The sequence below is a fragment of the Pseudomonas sp. 02C 26 genome (assembly GCF_002843585.1).
GTDB lineage: Bacteria > Pseudomonadota > Gammaproteobacteria > Pseudomonadales > Pseudomonadaceae > Aquipseudomonas > Aquipseudomonas shirazensis.
In genome coordinates, this window is record NZ_CP025262.1 from 2,847,201 (window position 1) to 2,868,277 (window position 21,077).

Here is a 21,077-nt window from a genome sequence, read left to right on the forward strand (position 1 = left end):
TTGCCTGCTGGTTGAAACAGATAGCTCAGTGTCGCCCCCGACTATGCGCGCGGCGCAACCTGCCGATCTACTGATAGCCATAACAACGATGCTGCGGCCCGACTGCGGCACTTTCATTCAGGCTGCCATGGCAAATCGGAGCGTATCCGCATGTCCACTTCCCATGAGGTATCACCGGCCACCTTGCGCCGGGTCATCGCGGCCTCGGCCGTTGGCAATTTCGTCGAGTGGTTCGACTTCGCCGTCTACGGCTTCCTTGCCACACTGATCGCCAGCCAGTTCTTCGCCAGCTCCGATCCAGGCGCCGGCCTGCTGAAAACCTTTGCCGTATTCGCCGTGGCCTTTGCCTTGCGGCCATTGGGCGGCATCGTGTTTGGTGCTTTGGGAGATCGGCTCGGGCGCAAACGCGTGTTGTCGATGACCATTCTGCTGATGGCGGGCTCGACCACCCTTATCGGCCTGCTGCCCACCTACGCCAGCATCGGTATCGCCGCGCCGCTGTTGCTGACCCTGGCGCGCTGCCTGCAAGGCTTTTCCGCTGGTGGCGAGTACGCCGGTGCATGCGCTTATCTGATGGAACACGCACCGCAAAACAGACGCGCGTTCTATGGCAGCTTCGTGCCGGTGTCGACCTTCTCGGCGTTTGCCTGCGCAGCAGTGATCGCCTACGCCCTCGAGGCAAACCTGAGCAGTGACGCGATGAACAGCTGGGGCTGGCGTGTGCCGTTTCTGATCGCGGCGCCATTGGGCCTGGTCGGTCTGTACCTGCGCTGGCGCATGGAGGAAACCCCAGCGTTCCGCGCGGCCATCGCCGAAGGCAAGGTGCACAGCCATTCGCCGCTCAAGCAGACCCTGCGCAATCACGGCCGGGCGATCCGCAACCTCGGCGCGTTCATTTCGCTGACGGCGCTTTCGTTCTATATGTTCACCACCTACTTTGCCACCTACCTGCAACTGGTCGGCAACCTGACCCGCGCGCAGTCATTGCTGGTGACCACTGTGGCACTGCTGTTCGCCGCTGCCGGCTGCCCACTGGCGGGGTTGCTTTCGGACCGCATTGGCCGACGCAAGACCATTGGTTTTACCTGCCTGTGGGTGATGGTTGCGGTGTTCCCGGCCTACTGGCTGGCGAGCTCGGGGTCGATGTCCGGCGCCTTGCTCGGCGTGATCCTGCTGGCGGTCGGAGCGCTGATGAGTGGCGTAGTCACTGCCGCGCTGCTGTCGGAAAGCTTCCCTACCCGCACCCGCTACACCGCTTCGGCGATCACCTACAACGTTGCCTACACGTTGTTCGGCGGCACCGCGCCGCTGGTTGCGACCTGGCTGATTGGCCAGACCGGCAGCAGCCTGGCACCTGCGTTTTATCTGGTGGTGATCGCCTTGCTGGCGTTGATCGGTGGCCTGGCGCTGCCGGAGACTGCGCGGGTTTCACTGCATGACGAGGTGCCGACAGGGCAGCCTAATCCCGCCGTTTAAGCTATGTGTGCGGGGTCGTTGAGGCCCCGTGGCACAGTTAGTTGCGGTAGTCGCCACCGTGCACGGCCCAAAGGTAGGCTTTGTCTGCCTCAAGCCTCAGGTCACGCCACTCTTGCCACGTCACCAAGCCCAGGCGGTCCATTTCGTCAGCCTGATAGAGCAGCCGCTCGTGGTAGGTGTTGGGGCAGTCCATGCGCTGCTGGCGGTCCTCAAGCAGGTGGTACCACCCCGACAGTGCCGAGATCCGCTGTTCATCCTGTGGCTGCAAGGAGGCATCGAAGACATTCATTGGCAGTTACCCGGCGCTGGTTTCCCGGTTGAGTCAGCCCAGCGCCGAGGGGTTCCTGCGAACTTGCCCATGGCCTGCTCAGCGGTTAGAGGCTGCGGGTAATGCCGCCATCGACGCGGATGTTCTGCCCTGTAATGTAGGCGGCGCCTTCACTGGCCAGAAATGCCACGGTGGCGGCGATTTCTTCGCTGGTGCCATAGCGCTTGAGCGGTACGCTGTCGCGGCGTTGCTCGGTGCTGGGCAAGCTGTCGATCCAGCCGGGCAAGACGTTGTTGATGCGCACGTTATCGCCGGCAAATTCGTCGGCAAAAATCTTGGTGAACGCAGCCAGCCCTGCCCGGAATACCGCTGAAGTCGGGAACAGGGAGCTAGGTTCAAAAGCCCAGGCGGTAGAAATATTGATGATCACCCCACCTTGCTGGCGCTGCATGATCGGGGTAATCAGGCGACTGGGACGGATTACATTGAGCAGGTACGTGTCCATGCCAAGCTGCCAGTCCTGATCGCTCAGCTCCAGAATCGGCGCCCGTGGGCCGTGGCCTGCGCTGTTGACCAGCACGTCGACGCGGCCCCATTTGGTCATGACCGCATCGACCAGTGCTTGCAGATCGGCAGGGGACTGATTGCTGCCGGTCAGGCCGATACCGCCTAGTTCAGCGGCAAGGGCCTCGCCTTTGCCGGAAGAGGACAGGATCGCGACGTGAAAGCCGTCGGCGGCGAGTCGGCGGGCGGCGGCGGCGCCCATGCCGCTGCCGCCGGCGGTGATAATGGCTACTTTGTCTGCTGACATGATTGCTCCTGAGTACACATTGATGACGCTAAAAAGGCTACACCCGAGAGCAGGCTCGTCAGCAGTCATGAATAATCACGAGAGCCAGTAGAAAAACTTCTGAGTAGATCCGGATTTGAAACTCACCCGCACGGCCATTGGCCGATGCGGTCCTACTCATCAAGGTGTTATTTCCAGCAGATCAGGGCCGTCTTCCATGCCACCACGCAGCACATCCCCAGAGCACGCCTTCACCGGCTTCGTCAGCGTGCGCGGCGCCCGCGAACACAACTTGCAGAACGTCGACGTCGACATCCCTCGCGACGCGCTGGTGGTGTTTACCGGTGTGTCCGGCTCAGGCAAATCCTCGCTGGCGTTTTCCACCGTGTACGCAGAAGCGCAGCGGCGTTATTTCGAATCAGTGGCGCCTTACGCACGGCGCCTGATCGATCAGGTCGGCGTACCCGATGTCGACGCCATTGAAGGCTTGCCGCCAGCGGTAGCCCTGCAGCAGCAACGCGGCAGCCCCAGTGCGCGCTCCTCGGTGGGCAGCGTGACCACCTTGTCGAGTTCGATCCGCATGCTCTACTCGCGCGCCGGCAGTTACCCCGACGGGCAACCAATGCTGTACGCCGAGGACTTCTCGCCGAATACGCCGCAGGGCGCTTGCCCGGAGTGCCATGGCCTGGGCCGCGTCTATGAAGTCACCGAGGCGAGCATGGTGCCCGATCCTTCTCTGACTATCCGCGAGCGTGCGGTGGCGGCCTGGCCGTTGGCCTGGGGCGGGCAGAATCAGCGCGATATCCTCGTCACCCTCGGCTACGACATCGACAAGCCATGGCGCGATCTACCGCAAGAACAGCGTGACTGGATCCTGTTCACCGAGGAAACCCCGACTGTGCCGGTGTACGCCGGGCTGACTCCCGAGCAGACCCGCACAGCGCTCAAACGCAAGCTGGAGCCGAGTTATCAAGGCACATTCAGTGGCGCCAAGCGCTATGTGCTGCACACCTTCATGCACTCGCAAAGCGCGCAGATGCGCAAGCGCGTCAGCCAGTACATGCGCCCGAGTGCATGCCCGCTGTGCGCCGGCAAACGCCTCAAGCGCGAAGCCCTGACCGTCACCTTCGCCGGCCTGGAAATTGCCGAGCTGTCGCAACTGTCGTTGCAGGACCTGGCCGTGGTATTGCGCACGGTGGCCAATCCCGACTACCTGGCCAACGCAGAGCAAAGCGGCGCTACCCTCTCCCATCAGCAAACCCGCGAGGCCCGCCAGCAACGCGCAGCCAAGGGCGAGCCGGCGCACAGCGGCGGCCCGGACGTGCGCCACACGCCCAATCTGTCGCTGGAGAAACGCCTGGCCGCGCAACGCATTGCCGCCGAACTGCTGGAACGGATCAACACCTTGATCGACCTTGGTCTGGGTTATCTGGCACTCGAGCGCAGCACGCCCACGCTGTCGTCCGGCGAGCTGCAGCGGCTGCGCCTGGCCACTCAGCTCAACTCGCAACTGTTCGGCGTGATCTATGTACTCGACGAACCCTCGGCCGGCTTGCACCCGGCCGATAGCGAGGCGCTGTACGCGGCCCTGCAACGGCTGAAAAGCAGCGGCAATTCAGTGTTTGTGGTTGAGCACGACCTGGACACCATGCGCCGCGCCGACTGGCTGATCGATGTGGGCCCAGCCGCCGGCGAGCACGGCGGGCAGATTCTCTACAGCGGCCCGCCAGCGGGCCTGGCCGAGATCGAGCAGTCGTGTACCCGCGCGTATCTGTTCGCCGAGGCCGGGCCGCAACATCAGCAACCAAGGGCCCCCCAGGGTTGGCTGACACTGGAGGGCGTAACCCGCAACAACCTGCAGGACCTCAGTGCGCAGTTCCCGCTGGGCTGCTTCACGGCGGTTACCGGGATCTCCGGCTCGGGCAAGTCCAGCCTGGTCAGCCAGGCCCTGCTCGAGCTGGTAAGCGCTTACCTGGGCCAGCCGGAGCAAGCCGCAGAGCCTGACGAACAGAGCCTGGAAGACGAGCCTGAGCAGGCCAGCAGCGGCCGCATCGTCGCCGGCCTGGAGGCGATCAAGCGGCTGGTCAAGGTCGACCAGAAGCCGATCGGGCGTACCCCGCGCTCCAACCTGGCCACCTACACCGGGCTGTTCGATCACGTCCGCAAACTGTTTGCCGCTACCGAACAGGCCAAGGCGCAGGGCTTCGACGCCGGACGTTTCTCGTTCAACGTTGCCAAGGGCCGTTGTGAAACCTGCGAAGGCGAAGGTTTTGTCAGCGTCGAGTTGCTGTTCATGCCCAGCGTCTACGCGCCCTGCCCGACCTGCCACGGCGCCCGCTACAACCCGGCAACGCTGGCAGTGACCTGGCAGGACATGAGCATTGCCGATGTGCTCGGCATGACCGTCGAACAAGCGCTGCAGGTGTTTGCCGAACAGCCGCCCGTGCGGCGCAGCTTGCAGGTGCTGGCCGATATTGGCCTCGGTTATCTGCGCCTTGGCCAACCGGCCACCGAGCTGTCCGGTGGCGAAGCGCAACGGATCAAGCTGGCCACCGAGCTGCAACGCAGCGCGCGCGGCGCCACCCTGTATGTGCTGGATGAGCCCACCAACGGCCTGCACCCGCAGGACGTCGACCGCCTGCTGCTGCAACTGAACCGGCTGGTCGACGGCGGGCACACGGTGGTGGTGGTCGAGCACGATATGCGCGTGGTGGCGCAAAGCGATTGGGTCATCGATATTGGCCCCGGCGCCGGCACTGCGGGTGGCCAGGTCGTCGCCAGCGGCGCGCCCGCCGAGGTCGCCCGCTGCAAGCACAGCCGGACGGCGCCATTCCTGGCAAGCGTGCTGCGCTGAGGCTGCGGCCCAATCGGCAACTGGAAAGTTGCCGATTGGGCCAGTGCTTCTATATTGACTGAACCCTGCCTCACGCGAGGCCAACCATGGCCAGCACCGCCCAGCTGATCATTTGCGAGCACTGCGACTGCGTTTATCAGCAGGTTGTGCTCGGCAAACATCAAAAGTCCTTGTGCGTGCGCTGCGCCGGCGTGCTGGAGCGCTACAACGGCCTGACGGTGGAACAACGCCTGGCACTGACCATCACCGCAGCCATGCTGTGGCTGTTCGCCAACTTCTACCCGATCATGACCATCAGCCTGCAGGGCCTGAAAAACAGCGCCACCTTGTGGGATTCAGTACTGGCGCTGAGCCAGGGACCCATCACCTTCATTGCCATGGTCGCAGCCATCGCCATCATCATCGCGCCGGCGTTTCAGTTGATGCTGCTGATCTGGGTACTGGCCTTTGCCCTCAGCCAGCGCCGCGCGCCGGCGTTCAAACTGTGCATGCGCTGGCTGGAAACCCTGCGCCCGTGGAGCATGCTCGAAGTCTGCCTGCTCGGCGCCATGGTCGCGGTGTTCAAGCTGGCCGGGATGCTGGCGGTGCTGCCCGGTATCGGCCTGTTCGCCCTGGCCGCGCTGAGCCTGCTGCTGATCCGCATCGCTGGTCGCGATATCCGCGAACTGTGGGCGCTGCCATGAGCCGCACTGCCAGCAATCGCCCACCGACGGCCGCCGAGCTCAACCTGTGCCTGTGTCACAGCTGCGGCCTGGCCTGCGACATGCGCGACGAGCCACACAGTTGCCCGCGCTGCGACGCACCACTGCACCGGCGCAAGGTCAACTCGCTGGCCCGCACCTGGGCGTTCATGCTGGCCGCGCTGGTGTTCTACATCCCGGCCAACCTGCTGCCGGTGATGAACACGACCATGCTCGGCGACGGTGCCGACAGCACCATCATGAGCGGCGTGCTGGAGTTCTGGGCGCACGGCGCGTGGGACATCGCGCTGATCATCTTCATCGCCAGCATCGCGGTGCCGGGGGTCAAGTTCGTCGCGCTGTCGCTGCTGCTGATCACCGTCCAACGGCGCAGCCGGTGGGCATGCCGCGAGCGTTCGCAGTTGTACCGGTTTGTCGAGTTGATCGGCTACTGGTCGATGCTCGACGTGCTGGTAGTGGCGCTGGTTGCAGCGTTGGTCAAGTTCCAGGCGCTGGGCGATATCGAGCCGCGCGTAGGGATTCTGTTCTTTGGCCTGGTGGTGGTGTTCACCATGCTCGCGGCGATGAGCTTTGACCCGCGTCTGATCTGGCAAGCAGGACCTGAGGAGGCCACGGATGAAGTCGCCCGCCACTGAAGCACCCGCAGAACCGGGACCGCCACCGATCAAGACGCGCCGTTTCAGCGTGTCACTGGTGTGGCTGGTCCCGCTGGTGGCGGTACTGGTCGGCCTGTCGTTGGTGATTCACAGCAAACTGCAGGAAGGCCCGACCATCACCCTCAACTTCAAGACCGGCAGTGGCCTGGTGGCGAACAAGACCGAGGTCAAATACCGCAGCGTGGTCATCGGTCACGTTTCGGCGGTGGCCCTGAGCGATGATCAACGCAGCGTCAACGCCACCGTCCAGCTGGACAAGCAAGCCGAGGGCTTCACCCGCGAAGACTCGCAGTTCTGGGTGGTACGCCCGCGCATTGGCGCCGGCGGCGTGTCCGGTATCGATACGCTGCTGTCGGGTGACTATATCGGCGCCGACATCGGCCAGGCCGAGGGCCGCGCCAAGCGCTTCAAAGGCCTGGAAAACCCGCCGCCGATCACCTACGGCGAACCCGGCAAGCGCTTCACCCTGCACACCCAGGACCTCGGCTCGCTGGATATTGGCTCGCCGGTGTACTACCGCAAGATCCCGGTCGGCCAGGTAGTCGCCTACGCGCTGGATGCCGACGGCAAAGGCGTCAATATCGAAGTGTTCATCCACGCCCCCAACGACGCCTATGTCACCGACAACACGCGCTTCTGGAACGCCAGCGGCATCGACGTCAACGTCGGCGCCAACGGCGTGGCGATCAAGACTGAATCGCTGTCGACCCTGCTGGTTGGCGGCATCGCCTTCCGCGCACCGGAGTACAGCCCCAACGATAGCGCCGCCGCCGAAGACCGCACCTATGAGCTGTTCGACGATCAGCAAACCGCGCTGGCCCCGCCGAGCGGCAAAGCCCAGTACCTGACATTGCGTTTCGACCAGGCCATGCGCGGCCTCAAAGTGGGCGCGCCGGTGGAGTTTCTCGGTATCGAGATCGGCCGAGTGGTCTCGGTCAATCTGGACTTTGATGAAGTGCAACGCAGCTTCCCAATCAACGTTGGCATCGTGGTGTATGCGCAGCGATTGGGCCAGGCGCACCAGAAAATGCTCAAAGCGCTCAAGCATGATCCGGATGACATGACCGCCACCGCCCAGGTGTTCAGTTCGTTCGTCGCCAACGGCCTGCGCGCGCAGGCACGCAATGGCAACCTGCTGACCGGTCAGCTATATATCGCCCTGGACTTCTTCCCCAAGGCGCCCAAGGTCGCCTTCGACCTGAACGCCAGGCCAATTGCGATCCCGACCCTGCCCGGCAGCCTGGAAATTCTCCAGGAGCAACTCCAGGCGATGCTGGAAAAAATCAACAAGCTGCCGGTCGAGCGCATCGCCGGCAACCTTGACGGCAACCTGGTGGAGCTGCGCAAAGGCCTGATGCAGTTCAACAGCCGCACCCTGCCGGGGGTGCAGAGCACCCTGGCGGATGTCAGCAAGACCTTGCAGTCGGCCAGCGCCACGCTCGCCGAAGACTCACCGCAGCGTGAGAAGCTCAGCGAGACCCTCGACGAACTCGGGCGCATGTCGCGCTCGTTGCGCGATCTGTCCGATTACCTGGGGCGTAACCCAGAGGCGTTGATCCGTGGTCGACCAAGCAATGCGCCACCAATCGACCTGCAAGGCCCGCCGCGCAACTGACCCGGAGCGATAGCCATGACTTCACCCTGCAAGCTCATGCTGCTCGTCACGCTGGCGCTGCTGGCAGCGTGTCGCAGCGAGCCGATCCAGTTTCACACGCTGATGCCAACCCAGGTCAGCCGCTCCCCGGCCGGCAGCGAGATCGCCATTGAAGGCATCAGCGTGCCCGCGCAGGTCGACCGCGCCCAGATCGTGATCCGCCAAGGTGCCAGCGGGCTGGCCATTCTGGAAACGCAATGGTGGGGCGCCAGCCTGGCCGATGAGCTGCGCAGCGCCTTGGCCGAGCAACTAAGCAGTGGCGTGCCTGGCCAGCAACGCTCGGTAAGAATCATTGTGCAGCGCTTTGATTCCGTGCCCGGCCAATACGCCCTGCTGGATACCAAGTGGCGCCTGCGGGTCGCCGCAGGCGCCAGCCTGGATTGTCGCAGTGTGGTGCAAAGCCCGGCCGGCGCATCAATCGATGCAGTGGTTACGGCCCATCAGCGCAACCTGATGCGGCTGGCCTCGCTGATCAACCAGACCGCGCGCAATCCGCAAGCAGGCTGCGCGGCCAGCCCAAGCCTAGGCCCGGGCGTCTGACTACTCGGTAGGCGATTCGGTATTCACATAGGGCGGGACTTCGGCGAGGGCCAACGCGCGACGCTGCTCACGCTGCGGCAGGCGCCTGGCCGGCAGCGGCTCGAGCATCTGCGCCTGCCCGGTGATCAACGCCCGCTCGATCGCCATGATCACGCGGACATCGCGCCATCCCTCCTCCGCGTCTGGCTCCGGCGCCTGGTCGTTGAGGATGCAATCAGAAAAGTACGCCGTCTCGCCAGCAAACTGATCCACCACTGGATGCACATGCACGCGGGTGGTGCCGTCGAGGGTTGCGCGGTAGCTGATCGCGACATCTTCACCATAGCCATAACAAGGCGAGGCTTCGATTTCGCCCCCGCTACCGAGCAACTGGAAACGCTCCGAGCCGGGTAGGCAGTAGCTGACGGTAAACTGCGCCAGGCGCTCGTCAGGAAACCGCAGCGACACGCTGACGGTGTCCCAGGTGTCGATCCGACTGCCTGGAGAATGGCTGCCCTGCGCACTGACCTCGATCGGCTCGGCATTGAACAGCTGGCGCACCATGTTCAGCGGGTATGGGCCCATGTCAGCTACCGGGCCTGCGGCAAAGCCGCTGTGGGCACGGTGATTGCTCGGCTTGACGGTCTGGGTGAAGATCGAGGTGAACAACCGTGGTTGGCCAAACTCGCCGCTATTCACACGCTCGATCATCTCCAGCGTGCCTGGCTCACAATGCAAACGGTAGGCGACCATCAATTTAGTGCCTGTGCGTTGCGCCACATCGCGGATGGCCACGCAGTCGTCATCGCTGGCCGCCATGGGCTTTTCCAACAGCACATGAATGCCGGCTTCCAGCGCCGGGATGACGAACTCGCGATGGCGGTAGTTGGGCGTGGCAATGTAAACCGCATCTATTTCACCTGAGGCGAGCAGTGCTGCGTAATCGGTGTAGGCCCACGCCTTGAGCTGATAGCGGCTGGCCAGCTGACGGGCCTTCTCAGGGTCGCCAGTCACCAGTGCAGCGAGCGCCGAATTGTCGGTCTGGCCGACCCCAGGCATGAATGCACCCTGTGAGATCGAACCGCCGCCAACCACTGCGTAGCGGATTTTGCCATCTGAACTGGGCATTGCTGTCTCCTTGCGGGAATTATTCACTAGCTAGGAAGTGGGCAAGCAAGCCGGGGCGCGAGTTCGATTTTTTTCTTTGTGGTTCTCACCAGGCGCGTACAAGTGATGCAACGCAATCAGCTTGTGCTGTAGTCGTATTTTGTTACCTGCAGGCCAGTGATTTTGTCTGGACTCCCCCCGGCGACCTCTCTAGGCTACGGCCTCCGTCAAGATAGGGTCCCACCTGTGAAGCAGTCCTCCGGCACATTAAAGTCCGCCCTCTGGGGCTTGCTGCTGGCTACCAGCCTGTGCGCGCACGCCGACCGCGAGGCACCAACGCTGGTTTACTCGTGGCCGGTCAATGCGGGCCCGCTCGACCCGCGCGGCTACGCACCCGACCAGATGTACGCACAGGCCATGGTCTACGAGCCGCTGGTGCGCTACACCGCAGCCGGTACGGTCGAACCCTGGCTGGCCAGTAGCTGGCAGGTCAGCGACGACGGCAAGACTTACACCTTCACCCTGCGCGACGGCGTGCGCTTCAGTGACGGCACGCCGTTCGATGCGGCTGCCGCCAAGGCCAATCTGGATGCGGTGCTGGCCAACAGCAAACGCCATCGCTGGCTGGAGTTGGTCACTACGCTGGAGCGGGTCGAAGCGCCGGACCGGCGGACCCTGCAACTGTTCCTCAAACACCCCTACTACCCGACCCTGATGGAACTGGCCCAGGTACGCCCACTGCGCTTCGGTGCGCCGCTGGCCAAACCTGGCGAGCCAGTCGGCACAGGTCCTTGGCAGCGGGTGGAGAGCCGCCTGGGCGAATTCGATCGGTTCACCCGCAACCCGTATTACTGGGGCGCGCAACCCGCCTACGGCGAGGTGCTGGTCAAAGTCATCCCCGACCCCAACAGCCGCGCGCTGGCTCTGCAGACGGGGCAGATCGACCTGATCCAGGGCGCTGCCGGCGAGATCACCGCCAGTACTTTTGTGCGTCTGCGCGATCAGGGCTTTGCCAGTGCACTGTCAGCACCGTTGGCGACTCGCAGCCTGGCGATCAATACTGGCAGAGGCGCAACCCGCGACCTGGCGGTGCGCAGGGCGATCAACCATGGCCTGAACAAACAGGCGATCATCGACAATATTCTGTATGGCCTGGAGCCCCGCGCCGACACACTGTTCGCGCCCAACCTGCCTTATGCCGACCTCGGCCTTGCGCCGTATGCCTACGACCCTGCCCTCGCCGCCCGCGAACTGGATGCTGCAGGCTGGCAACTGGTGCCCGGGGCAAGCGTGCGCAGCAAGGGTGGCGAGCCACTGGCAGTCGAACTGGTGTTCCTCGGCACCAGCGCTCTGCAAAAGAGTCTCGCCGAAGTGTTCCAGGGCGAGTTGGCCAAGCTTGGCATGCAGATTACCCTGCGCGCTGTTGAGGAAGGTGCGCTGGTGAGCCGCCAGCGCGAGGGCGACTTCGGCATGATCTTCGCTGACACCTGGGGCGCGCCCTACGATCCACACTCGTTCGTCAGCTCGATGCGCTACCCCGGCCATGCCGACTACATGGCCCAACGTGGCTTGGCGATCAAGGACCAACTCGACCAGCGCATCACCAAGGTACTCGCCAGCACCGACCCACAGCAACGCGCCGAGCAGTACCGTTTCATCCTCACCACCCTGCACGAGCAGGCGGTGTATGTGCCGATCTCCTACCTGACTGCGATCAGCCTGCGCCGCGACGTGGTCGACCACGTGCAGTTCGGCAGCACCCTGTTCGATGTGCCGTTCGAAGCCATGACTCCCAGCCAGGAACATTGACCGATGCTGCGCTATATCCTGTTGCGCCTACTGTTGCTGGTACCGGTCATGCTGGCCGTGTCGTTGCTGGTATTTGTCTTGCTGCATCTGGGCAGTACCGACCCTGCGCTGGACTACCTGCGCCTGTCGCATATCCCGCCCACCGACGCGGCAGTGGCTGAAGTGCGCCAGGCGCTGGGGCTGGATCTGCCCCTGTACCAGCAATACTGGATCTGGCTGTGCAAGGCGCTGCAGCTGGATTTCGGTATCTCTTACCTGACCGGTCGGCCGGTGCTTGACGATCTGCTCTATTACCTGCCGGCGACTTTGCAATTGGGCGGCCTGGCGCTGGCCTGCACCCTGCTCTTCGCAGTGCCGCTGGGCCTGCTGGCGGCGCGTTGGCAGGGGCGCTGGCCAGATCACGCAGTGCGCGCGGTGACCTTCATCGGCGTGTCGATGCCCAACTTCTGGCTGGCGTTTTTGCTGATTGCGCTGTTCTCGCTGTGGCTGGGCTGGCTGCCGGCGCTGGGCCGCGGCAGCCCCGGCCAGCTGGTGATGCCAGTACTGGCGATTGCGCTGATGTCGATGTCGATCAACGCCCGCCTGCTGCGTGCAAGCCTGCTTGAAGCCAGCGGCCAACGGCATGTCACCTACGCCCGTGCCCGAGGTTTGCCCGAGCGGCGGGTGTGGCGCGGGCACATCCTGCGCAATGCCTGGCTGCCACTGGTGACCGCGACCGGCATGCACGTTGGCGAACTGATCGGCGGTGCGCTGGTGATCGAAACCATTTTTGCCTGGCCCGGGGTCGGCCGCTTTGCCGTATCGGCGGTGCTCAACCGTGATTTCCCGGTGATGCAGTGCTTCACCCTGCTGCTGACCGGCCTGCTGATGCTGTGCAACCTGCTGGTGGATATCTGCTATGCCTGGCTTGATCCGCGCAGCCGCCTGCAGGGGGTCGACGCATGAGCGCCTTTGCCGCAGTGCCACACAAACCGTTGCGACTTCGCTGGAGCCTTGCGGCAGGCGCGCTGCTGGTCAGCTTGCTGGTGCTGCTGGCAGTGTTCGGCCAGTGGCTGGCACCACATGATCCGGACTTGATCGACGTCGGCCAACGCCTGCAACCGGCCAGCATGAGTCACTGGCTGGGCACCGACCACGTCGGCCGCGACCTGCTCTCGCGGCTGATTGTCGGCACCCGCTTGTCGCTGGGCAGCGTGCTGTTGACGCTGTCCCTGGTGTTGGCACTAGGTCTGCTGGTCGGCGGCGTCGCGGGGTTTGTCGGCGGCAAGCTGGACCTGCTGCTGATGCGTCTTTGCGACATGTTCATGACCTTCCCCACGCTGGTGCTGGCGTTTTTTTTCGTCACCCTGCTCGGCACCGGCTTGACCAATGTCATCGTCGCCATCGCCCTCTCCCACTGGGCCTGGTACGCGCGGATGGTGCGCGGCCTGGTCATCGCCCAGCGTGGCCGCGAGTACCTGCTGGCAGCACGGCTGGCCGGCGCTTCGCGCTGGAGCCGGCTGCGCCAGCATGTAGTGCCCAACATCGCCGGGCCGCTGCTGGTGCTCGCCACTATGGATATCGGCCATATGATGCTACACGTCTCCGGGCTGTCGTTTCTCGGCCTTGGGGTGACGCCGCCAACTGCCGAGTGGGGGGTGATGATCAACGACGCCAAGGAGTTCATCTGGACCCATCCACAACTGCTGCTGTGGCCGGGGCTTATGATCTTTTTCTCGGTGATGGCCTTCAACCTGCTCGGCGACGCCCTGCGCGACCGCCTCGACCCTGCTCAGGAGCGCCACTAGATGCCCACCCCCACCCTCGAGTTGCGCACCCTCAGCGTTGCCAGCCGGAACACGCTGCTGGTCGATCAACTCAGTCTGCAGCTGCACCGGGGCAAGGTCTGCGCGCTGGTTGGCAGCAGCGGTTCGGGCAAGTCGCTGAGCTGTCTGGGCATGCTTGATCTGCTGCCGCAGGGCCTGCTGCGTAGCGGTGGCGAGCTATTGCTAGACGGCGTTTCGCTGGCACCTGCGCAGGTGCGCGGGCACGTTGCGAGCCTGGTTCTGCAAAACCCGCGCAGCGCATTCAACCCTGTGCGGAGCATGGCCAGTCATGCTCAGGAAACGCTCAAGCTGCGTGGCGTGCATGGCGCCGATGCCCGTCAGCAAATGATCGAATGCCTTGCCGCAGTTGGCTTGAGCGATCACCAGCGGGTGCTCGAATCGTTCGCCTTCCAGCTCAGTGGCGGCATGCTTCAGCGCATGATGATCGCCTTGGCCTTGATGGCGCAGACCCCTTATCTGCTGGCCGATGAGCCGACCAGCGACCTCGATGCACTGAGCCAGGCACGCTTCCTCGAACTGTTGATGGAGCTGGTTGAAGGACACGGGCTAGGCGTGCTGCTGGTGACTCACGACATGGGCGTGGTCGCACGCTGCGCCGACCACGTGCTGGTGATGGACGCCGGGCGCATCGTCGAACGGCAAGACACCCAAGGTCTGTTCGACGCACCCGCGAGCGCCACCGCCCGTACACTGCTAGACGCGCACCATCTGCTGACCGGGGGTCATCCATGAGCCTGCTGCGAGTACAGCAAGTTGAACACGGTTATCGCAGTGGCGGGCTGCTCGGCAGAGGTAAGTGGCTGCAGGTGCTGGAAGGCATCGATGTACAGTTCGAGGCCGGCCAGACCACCGGCCTGCTCGGTAGCAGCGGCAGCGGCAAAAGCACTCTCGCCCGCCTGCTGCTCGGGCTTGAGCGGCCCAGCCAGGGCCAGGTCAGCTTCGCCGGGCGGGACGTCAGCCGCTTGCGTGGCGAGGCGGCGCGCGATTTTCAGCGCGCCGTCCAATTGGTGTTTCAGGACGCGCCGAGCGCGTTCAATCCACAGCGCTCGATTGGCTGGAGCATCGCTGAGCCCCTGCGTCATCTGAGCACGATCAGCCAAGCAGCCCAACGCCAGCGCGTGTTGCAGTTGCTGGAGCAACTGGGCCTGTCGGCCGAACACGCCGAGCGTTTGCCGCAACAACTCAGTGGCGGTCAATTGCAGCGGGCCAATATCGCTCGAGCTCTGGCGATTTCACCCCAGCTGGTGGTGCTCGATGAAGCCCTGTCCAATCTCGACCGGGTGTTGCAGGTGCAACTGTTGCAGCGGCTTGAGCAACTGCGCCGCGACACCGGCACCGCGTTCGTGCTGATCAGCCACGACCTGAGCCTGGTGCGCTACTTCTGCCAGCGTGTAATGGTGCTTGCGGATGGCCGCATCGTCGAGGATCGATCCGTCGATCAGGAGCTCAGTTTTCAGCACTCAGCAGGCCAGCAGCTGCAGGCAGCGATGCTGCCAAGCCGTCCTCAGCGTGCGCGTAGCGAGTTTGATCGCGCGTGAAAAAATATTTTCAACAGCCTGCATCCAAACCCGTTCCTGGCGGGTAGTACTGTCAGCAGCCCATCGCTGCCACTCGGTTACTCACCAGGAGATACACCATGAATGGCAAACGTACTCTCAGCCTGATCAGCGCTTCCCTGGCCATCGGCGGCCTGTCCCTGTTCATGCAGACCGCCCAGGCGCAAATGGGCCTGCCGGATGCAGTCAAGGTGCCGGACGGCAACAAAGTGATGATGGAAACCGTCGGCGTAGGCGAGATCACCTACGAGTGCCGCGACAAGGTAGATGCCGCCGGCCAGACCGAGTGGTTCTTCGTCGGCCCCAAAGCCGTGCTCAATGACCGCAAGGGCAAAGCAGTCGGCGACTACTTTGGCCCACCTGCGACCTGGCAGGCCAAGGATGGTTCGAAAGTCACCGGCACCCAGGTCGCCGTCTCCCCAGCCAACAAAGGCGACATCCCCTACCAACTGGTCAAGGCCAACCCCGCCGACGGCAAAGGCGCGATGCAGGGCGTGAGTTACATTCAGCGCACCGCGACCAAAGGCGGCGTAGCTCCCGCCAGCGCATGCACTGCCGCCAACAAGGGTGAGAAACAGGTTGTCAAATATCAGGCCGACTACATTTTCTGGTCTGCCAAGTGATCGACGTGCGCGGCAAGTGCTGACTACAAAAGTCGTCTAAGCTCTGCGACAAACCCCGGCCAGCCGGCTGGGGTCCGCACCCCTTGCCAATGGCTGAACAGAATTTGTCCTTGCCTGAAACCGCGTTTGATTATCAACGTTGCCTGCTGGCCTGCGCTGCAGGCGATCGTAGAGCCCTGCGCGAGCTGTATCAGCAGGAAAGCGCGCGTTTGCTCGGGGTCGCCCTGCGCATCGCACGCGAACCGGCGGTCGCTGAAGACATCGTCCATGACGCCTTCGTGCGCATCTGGACGCATGCCGCAAGCTTCGACCCAGACAGAGGTTCGGCACGTGGCTGGATCTACAGCGTCACCCGGCATCTGGCATTGAACTTCGTGCGTGATGGCGCCCGCCAGGTGCCTCTGGATGAGCAACACGACGAGGCGCTGCAAGCCTCTGCGCAGTGGCAGCCAGTGGACTTTACCGCGCAGGCGCATTCGGCGCGGATTTACCACTGCCTGGAGCAGTTGGAGCCGGCGCGGCGCGACTGCATCCTGCACGCCTACGTCGACGGCTGCACCCATGCAGAAATCGCCCAGCGCATGAGCACGCCGCTGGGCACGGTCAAGGCCTGGATCAAGCGCAGCCTGGCAGCATTGCGGGAGTGCATGGGATGAACAACGACCAGAGCAACGCCGATGAGCTGGAGCAACTGGCCGGTGAATACGTACTGGGCACGCTCGACGCCGAGCAACGTGCCGCCGTGCAACAACGCCTGGCTTATGACGGCGCCTTGTGCGCCGCTATCGATGCCTGGGAGCAACGCCTGCTGGAGTTGACTACCCTCGCCCCGGCGCAACAACCCTCGAGGCAACTGTGGCAGCGCATTGGCCGCAGCCTGGACAACCTCGCTCCACGTGAAGCAGCCCCCGAACGCAGCGTGAACACCTCCTGGTGGAACCTGCTGCCGCTGTGGCGTGGCCTGGCAGGTGCTGGCCTGGCGGCAAGTCTGGTGATGGCCGTGGCGCTGTCGAGCCAGACTGTCACGCCGCCGCAGACCTCCTATCTGGTCGTGCTGGTCGCCCCGCAAGACCGCGCTCCGGGCTGGGTGATTCAGGCCAGCAGTCCGCGTGAGGTCGAGCTGATTCCACTCGGCCAAGTCACTGTGCCGGCCGACAAAACCCTGCAGTTCTGGACCAAGGGTGATGACTGGCAAGGGCCGGTCTCGCTGGGTCTGGTCCAGCCAGGGGAGAAGATTTCGGTGCCGCTGGACAAACTGCCGCCGCTTGAAGCGAACCAGTTGTTCGAACTGACACTGGAGAATGCCGGCGGATCGAAGACTGGCAAACCGACTGGGCCGATTCAGTTTATTGGCCGGGCGGTGAAAGTCATCTGATTGTCGGCATGGAACCTGTGGCTTCGAGATTGAGCACCGCATGAGCTATGTGGACAAAGCTGTGCAAAAGCCCTCATGCTCACAGCTTCACGTTCACGACCGAGCAAGGAAGCCATCATGACTGTTCGCGGTAACGACCGGCAGATCGACAACATCGAATTCAATGTCAGCGACATTGCCCGCAGCAAAGCGTTTTACGCCAAGGCATTCGACTGGACCTTTGTCGATTACGGCCCGACCTACAGCGAATTCAGTGACGGTCGCCTGAGTGGCGGTTTCACTACCGGCGAGCCGGTCCGCCTCGGCGGCCCGCTGGTGATTCTGTACGCCGACGATCTGGATGCGACTCAGCAGCGGCTGCTGGCTGCTGGCGCGCAGATCAGCCGGCAGACCTTCTCATTCCCCGGCGGCAGCCGCTTCCACTTCATCGACCCGGACGGCTACGAGCTGGCGGTGTGGACTGCAACAAGCACTGCTTGATCGGCCCGTTCAGTTGTCGCCGAAAAAACTGCGCCCGCGTTCCTTGAGCAATTCGACCATCGCGGCCACGGCCGGTGGCAGATAGCCCTCGGCGCGAATCGACACCGCCACAGTGCGGTGCATGGTGGTTTCATCCAGGGTCACCGCACGCAAGCGCGACATACCGTGGCCGTGCTCAAGGGTTTCCCTCGCTACAAAGCTCAGCAGCCGGGTGCGCTCGATCAGGCGGGGCAGCATCGAGATGCTGTTGGCTTCGATCTGCACCTGTGGCATCGGCAAATGGCGAGTGGCAAACACGTTGTCGATCCAGCGCCTGGAACTGACCGTGATCGCCGGCAGCACCCAGCGGTATTGGCAAAGGCTGTGCAAGGTGATCGGCGCGGCAAACAGCGGATGGTCGGCACTGGCTACCACCACGGCCTCATCCTGCAAGATCGGGTAACTGCTGACGTGCGGATCATCGACGATCAGCGGGCAGATGATGGCATCCAACCGCCCCGAGCGCAGCGACTCCTTGAGCAGATCGTCCTGGCCGATGGACAGCTGCAAGGTCAGTTCGGGCGCGCGCTGCAACAACGACTCAGTCAGCCGCGGCAACAAGTACTCAGCCATGCTCGCCGCGCAACCGAGGCGGATGTTGCCAATCAAACCACCGGCAAAATCGCGGACCTCGCGCTCGGTTTCGGCGATGTTCAGCTGCAATTGCCGACCTCGTTCAAGCAGCAACTCGCCTACGTCGGTCAGCTTGATACGCCGACCATCGCGCTTGAACAGCCGCGTGCCAAGGGATTCTTCCAGCCGCTGGATACTTTTGCTCAAGGCGGGCTGGCTGCGGTTGAGCCGTTCGGCAGCCCGGCCAAGATGACCAAGCTCAGCGATAGTGGCGAAGTACGTCAGGTCGCGAAGGTCCATGATTCATGAATTTCAGTTATAGGTTCATCGAAAGTAGAAAATAGACTTGATCGATTGCGCCGTCGATAATTTTCTCCAGCAAGCGCCGTTACCGGGTCGAGGAGAATCACCACGTGCAGTTGTTCCTATCAAATCCCCTGCTGATCCTGCGTTGGCTGGCCCTGATCGGTTGTGCTGCCGCCAGCGGCCAACTACTGCATGCGTTGGCAGTGCCTGCAGGATTGTTTCTCGGGCCGATGCTGACCGCGATCGCCTTTGGCGTCAGTGGCGCCGGGCTGCGCCTGCACAAACAGGTGTTTCGCTTTGGCCAGGGCTGCGTCGGCCTGATGGTTGCCCACTCGATGAGCTGGACGGTACTGGTGGCCTTGGCGCAGTCGTGGCCGGTGATGCTGATAACCACGCTGCTCACTGTGCTGTTGAGCGCCATGGTAGGCCTGGCCACTGTGCGTTACGGCGGTATCTCGGCCGCGACTGCAGCCTGGGGCACAGCCCCTGGCGCAGCTTCGGCGATGGTCTCGATGGCGGAAGCACACGGTGCCGATCCTCGGGTAGTGGCAACCATGCAATACGTGCGGGTCGTCTGCGTAGTGATGATCGGCGCGCTGGTCAGCCACTTGCTTGGCGCCGGCGATATCGCCAGCAAGGCGTTGGTACCAGCCGCCAGCACCCCTGCGGTACAGCTGAACCAACTGCTGCCATGCCTGGCAGTGATTGTGATCGGGATAACCCTGGCCGCCAAACTGCCTGCGGGCGCGCTGCTGGCACCGTTGCTGATCGGTAGTGCGCTGCAACTGAGTGGCCTGATGCAGATCGCCCTGCCCGGCTGGTTGCTGGCCTTTGCCTACGGCGCCATCGGATGCTACGTAGGCCTGCGGTTCGATCGCGCCACGGTGCGTTATGTGGGGAGCCGCTTGCCGACCATGATCGCCGGAGCGACCGGCTTGATCGCGCTGTGCGCCGGCTGCGCCTGGTTGCTGGCATGGGTCACTGGGCATGATTTTCTTTCGATGTACCTGGCAACCAGCCCAGGCGGGCTGGACGCCATGGCCATCATTGCGGTGGAAAGCCACTCAGATGTCGGGCTGGTGCTGGCAATGCAGACCTTGCGCCTGTTTGCCGTGATCATTACCGGTGCCTTTTGCGCCAGACAGATCATCCGCCTGGCCAAGGCCTGAAACCCGCTTACCCCTGCTGCGCGTTTACCAGAGCGCAATGTCGTAGGTCAGGTACAGCCGATTGCTGTCACGACCGCGGGCGAAGTCAGCGCGATAGACGTAGTTACGTGCCTTGATGCCAAGCCCCTTGAAGGTGCCCGACTGGACCACGTAGGCCAGCTCGATGTCACGTTCCCACTCGCTCAGGCCAGCATCGCCGGAACGGCCATTGTCACCGCTCAGGTAGCGGGTCATGAAGGTCAGGCCTGGCACGCCGGCTGCAGCAAAGTTGTAGGCGTAGCTGGCCATCCAGGTCTTTTCTTCTTCCTCGATGAACTTGCCGATGCCGACGTTGCTGAACGAGTACACGGTCGCACCGCTGATGTACGGCAGCCCGGCGTCGCCGTTGAGCACCTGGTAACCGGCACCTACGGTATGGCCGCTGTGGGCGTAGGCCAACTGGCCGCTGAGCATGTCGTTGTCGATCCGGCCGGCGTAGGCCGAACCGCTGTCATGGCTGCTGAAGTAGCGCAGGTCGCTGGTCAGCACGCCGCCACCGAGCTTGAGGTCGTGCTGGATACCGGCGAAGTCCTGGCGGTAGAAGTTTTCCAGTTCGCCATGGAAGTAGCTCAGGCGCAGTGTTTTGCTGGCGGCATAGTCAGCACCGGCGTAGCGGAAATCGCCGGTCTCGTCGCCGCGATAGCCGTCGACATAGAGCCCGGTGCTGTCGGACGAATCGCGCTGCTTGAAGCGGTCCAGCTGGCCGGCAGTCAGGGTCAGTCCATCGATATCGGTGCTGACCAGTTGAGTGCCCTGGTAGGTCTGCGGCAACAAGCGTGCATCGTTGTGCACCAGCACCGGGGTCTTGGGCAGCAAGGTGCCGTGCTTGACCACCGTATTGGCCAGCTTGGCTTTGGCGGTTACACCGGCGCTGGCGAACTCGTCGGCCGCGCGGCCATCGTCATGCACGGGCAACAGGCCGGTGCCACTGCGGCCGCGACCGGAGTCGAGCTTGACCCCGACCAGCGCCATGGCATCGAGGCCAACACCGATGGTGCCCTGGGTGAAGCCTGACTGGTAATCCAGCAAAAAGCCCTGCGCCCATTCGGTGCGCTCGCTCTTGGCAGTGGCGGCAGCACGGGCAGTCATGCCCTGCTCGTCACGGAAGTTCTCGTTGAAGTAGACATTGCGCAGTTGCAGCTTGAGTTTGCTGTCTTCGATAAAACCGCCAGCGACGGCCGCAGGCAGGCAGCCGCAGAACAGGCCGCAGGCGGCCCCACGCAGAAAGAGTGATTGCATGTCAGAGGACTCTTTTAT

Annotated in this window: 21 protein-coding genes; 16 read left to right on the plus strand and 5 right to left on the minus strand. The window is 63.4% G+C overall.

What is annotated here, in order from left to right; genetic code table 11:
- Window positions 1-150: 150 nt before the first annotated feature.
- Entirely contained in the window at window positions 151-1,476 is a 1,326-nt protein-coding gene (locus tag CXQ80_RS12830) for an MFS transporter (protein WP_101320020.1), read from the plus strand.
- A 37-nt stretch (window positions 1,477-1,513) separates the two neighbouring features.
- Here CXQ80_RS12830 and CXQ80_RS12835 read toward each other — a convergent pair whose 3' ends face one another.
- On the minus strand, window positions 1,514-1,765 hold the full coding sequence (locus tag CXQ80_RS12835; protein ID WP_101320022.1) for a hypothetical protein: 252 nt from the start codon (window positions 1,763-1,765) through the stop codon (window positions 1,514-1,516).
- 85 nt (window positions 1,766-1,850) lie between these two features.
- A complete protein-coding gene (locus CXQ80_RS12840; protein ID WP_101320024.1) occupies window positions 1,851-2,555 on the minus strand; it encodes an SDR family oxidoreductase in 705 nt (234 codons plus the stop codon).
- A 196-nt stretch (window positions 2,556-2,751) separates the two neighbouring features.
- Between CXQ80_RS12840 and CXQ80_RS12845 the strand changes: the two genes are divergently transcribed.
- From CXQ80_RS12845 to CXQ80_RS12865, 5 genes are all read left to right on the plus strand, one after another.
- Window positions 2,752-5,388 (plus strand): excinuclease ABC subunit UvrA, encoded by a 2,637-nt coding sequence (locus CXQ80_RS12845; RefSeq protein WP_101320026.1) that lies wholly within the window; start codon window positions 2,752-2,754, stop codon window positions 5,386-5,388.
- 86 nt (window positions 5,389-5,474) lie between these two features.
- Window positions 5,475-6,071 (plus strand): paraquat-inducible protein A, encoded by a 597-nt coding sequence (locus CXQ80_RS12850; RefSeq protein ID WP_101320028.1) that lies wholly within the window; start codon window positions 5,475-5,477, stop codon window positions 6,069-6,071.
- The gene (locus tag CXQ80_RS12855; protein WP_101320030.1) at window positions 6,068-6,724 is read left to right on the plus strand and encodes a paraquat-inducible protein A; all 657 of its coding nucleotides are present in this window, start codon (window positions 6,068-6,070) and stop codon (window positions 6,722-6,724) included. Before CXQ80_RS12850 ends, CXQ80_RS12855 begins: the two co-directional genes overlap by 4 nt.
- Window positions 6,705-8,360 (plus strand): intermembrane transport protein PqiB, encoded by a 1,656-nt coding sequence (locus tag CXQ80_RS12860; RefSeq protein ID WP_101320032.1) that lies wholly within the window; start codon window positions 6,705-6,707, stop codon window positions 8,358-8,360. The genes CXQ80_RS12855 and CXQ80_RS12860 overlap by 20 nt, the downstream gene beginning before the upstream one ends.
- 15 nt (window positions 8,361-8,375) lie before the next feature.
- Complete coding sequence (locus tag CXQ80_RS12865) at window positions 8,376-8,939, plus strand: PqiC family protein (protein WP_101320034.1); 564 nt, start codon at window positions 8,376-8,378, stop codon at window positions 8,937-8,939.
- Here the strand turns inward: CXQ80_RS12865 and CXQ80_RS12870 are convergent, their stop codons facing one another.
- Window positions 8,940-10,046 carry a Gfo/Idh/MocA family protein gene (locus CXQ80_RS12870; protein WP_101320036.1) on the minus strand — a complete coding sequence of 369 codons (1,107 nt, stop codon included), beginning with the start codon at window positions 10,044-10,046 and terminating at the stop codon, window positions 8,940-8,942.
- 225 nt (window positions 10,047-10,271) lie between these two features.
- On the opposite strand from CXQ80_RS12870, the gene nikA reads away from it, so the two are divergent.
- From nikA to CXQ80_RS12915, 9 genes are all read left to right on the plus strand, one after another.
- Window positions 10,272-11,834, plus strand: a complete 1,563-nt coding sequence (gene nikA / locus CXQ80_RS12875; RefSeq protein ID WP_101320039.1) for a nickel ABC transporter substrate-binding protein — start codon at window positions 10,272-10,274, stop codon at window positions 11,832-11,834.
- 3 nt (window positions 11,835-11,837) lie between these two features.
- Window positions 11,838-12,779: a nickel ABC transporter permease subunit NikB gene (nikB, locus tag CXQ80_RS12880; protein ID WP_101320041.1), complete on the plus strand. Its 942-nt coding sequence runs from the start codon at window positions 11,838-11,840 to the stop codon at window positions 12,777-12,779.
- Window positions 12,776-13,621, plus strand: coding sequence for a nickel ABC transporter permease subunit NikC (gene nikC, locus CXQ80_RS12885; RefSeq protein WP_101320043.1), 846 nt, complete (start codon window positions 12,776-12,778; stop codon window positions 13,619-13,621). The genes nikB and nikC overlap by 4 nt, the downstream gene beginning before the upstream one ends.
- Window positions 13,622-14,392 (plus strand): ATP-binding cassette domain-containing protein, encoded by a 771-nt coding sequence (locus CXQ80_RS12890; protein ID WP_101320044.1) that lies wholly within the window; start codon window positions 13,622-13,624, stop codon window positions 14,390-14,392.
- Entirely contained in the window at window positions 14,389-15,198 is an 810-nt protein-coding gene (gene nikE, locus CXQ80_RS12895; RefSeq protein ID WP_101320046.1) for a nickel import ATP-binding protein NikE, read from the plus strand. The genes CXQ80_RS12890 and nikE overlap by 4 nt, the downstream gene beginning before the upstream one ends.
- A gap of 98 nt (window positions 15,199-15,296) precedes the next feature.
- Entirely contained in the window at window positions 15,297-15,839 is a 543-nt protein-coding gene (locus CXQ80_RS12900) for a DUF3455 domain-containing protein (RefSeq protein ID WP_101320048.1), read from the plus strand.
- An 89-nt stretch (window positions 15,840-15,928) separates the two neighbouring features.
- Window positions 15,929-16,495, plus strand: coding sequence for a sigma-70 family RNA polymerase sigma factor (locus CXQ80_RS12905; RefSeq protein ID WP_101320050.1), 567 nt, complete (start codon window positions 15,929-15,931; stop codon window positions 16,493-16,495).
- A complete protein-coding gene (locus CXQ80_RS12910; protein ID WP_101320052.1) occupies window positions 16,492-17,214 on the plus strand; it encodes an anti-sigma factor domain-containing protein in 723 nt (240 codons plus the stop codon). The genes CXQ80_RS12905 and CXQ80_RS12910 overlap by 4 nt, the downstream gene beginning before the upstream one ends.
- Window positions 17,215-17,331: 117 nt before the next feature.
- Window positions 17,332-17,694 (plus strand): VOC family protein, encoded by a 363-nt coding sequence (locus tag CXQ80_RS12915; RefSeq protein ID WP_101320054.1) that lies wholly within the window; start codon window positions 17,332-17,334, stop codon window positions 17,692-17,694.
- A gap of 9 nt (window positions 17,695-17,703) precedes the next feature.
- On the opposite strand, the gene CXQ80_RS12920 is transcribed toward CXQ80_RS12915, so the two are convergent.
- Window positions 17,704-18,606, minus strand: a complete 903-nt coding sequence (locus CXQ80_RS12920; RefSeq protein WP_101320056.1) for a LysR family transcriptional regulator — start codon at window positions 18,604-18,606, stop codon at window positions 17,704-17,706.
- A gap of 113 nt (window positions 18,607-18,719) precedes the next feature.
- Here CXQ80_RS12920 and CXQ80_RS12925 point away from each other — a divergent pair, with 113 nt between their 5' ends.
- Complete coding sequence (locus tag CXQ80_RS12925; protein WP_101320058.1) at window positions 18,720-19,781, plus strand: AbrB family transcriptional regulator; 1,062 nt, start codon at window positions 18,720-18,722, stop codon at window positions 19,779-19,781.
- A gap of 24 nt (window positions 19,782-19,805) precedes the next feature.
- Here the strand turns inward: CXQ80_RS12925 and CXQ80_RS12930 are convergent, their stop codons facing one another.
- Window positions 19,806-21,059: an OprD family porin gene (locus tag CXQ80_RS12930; protein ID WP_101320060.1), complete on the minus strand. Its 1,254-nt coding sequence runs from the start codon at window positions 21,057-21,059 to the stop codon at window positions 19,806-19,808.
- Window positions 21,060-21,077: the final 18 nt, after the last annotated feature.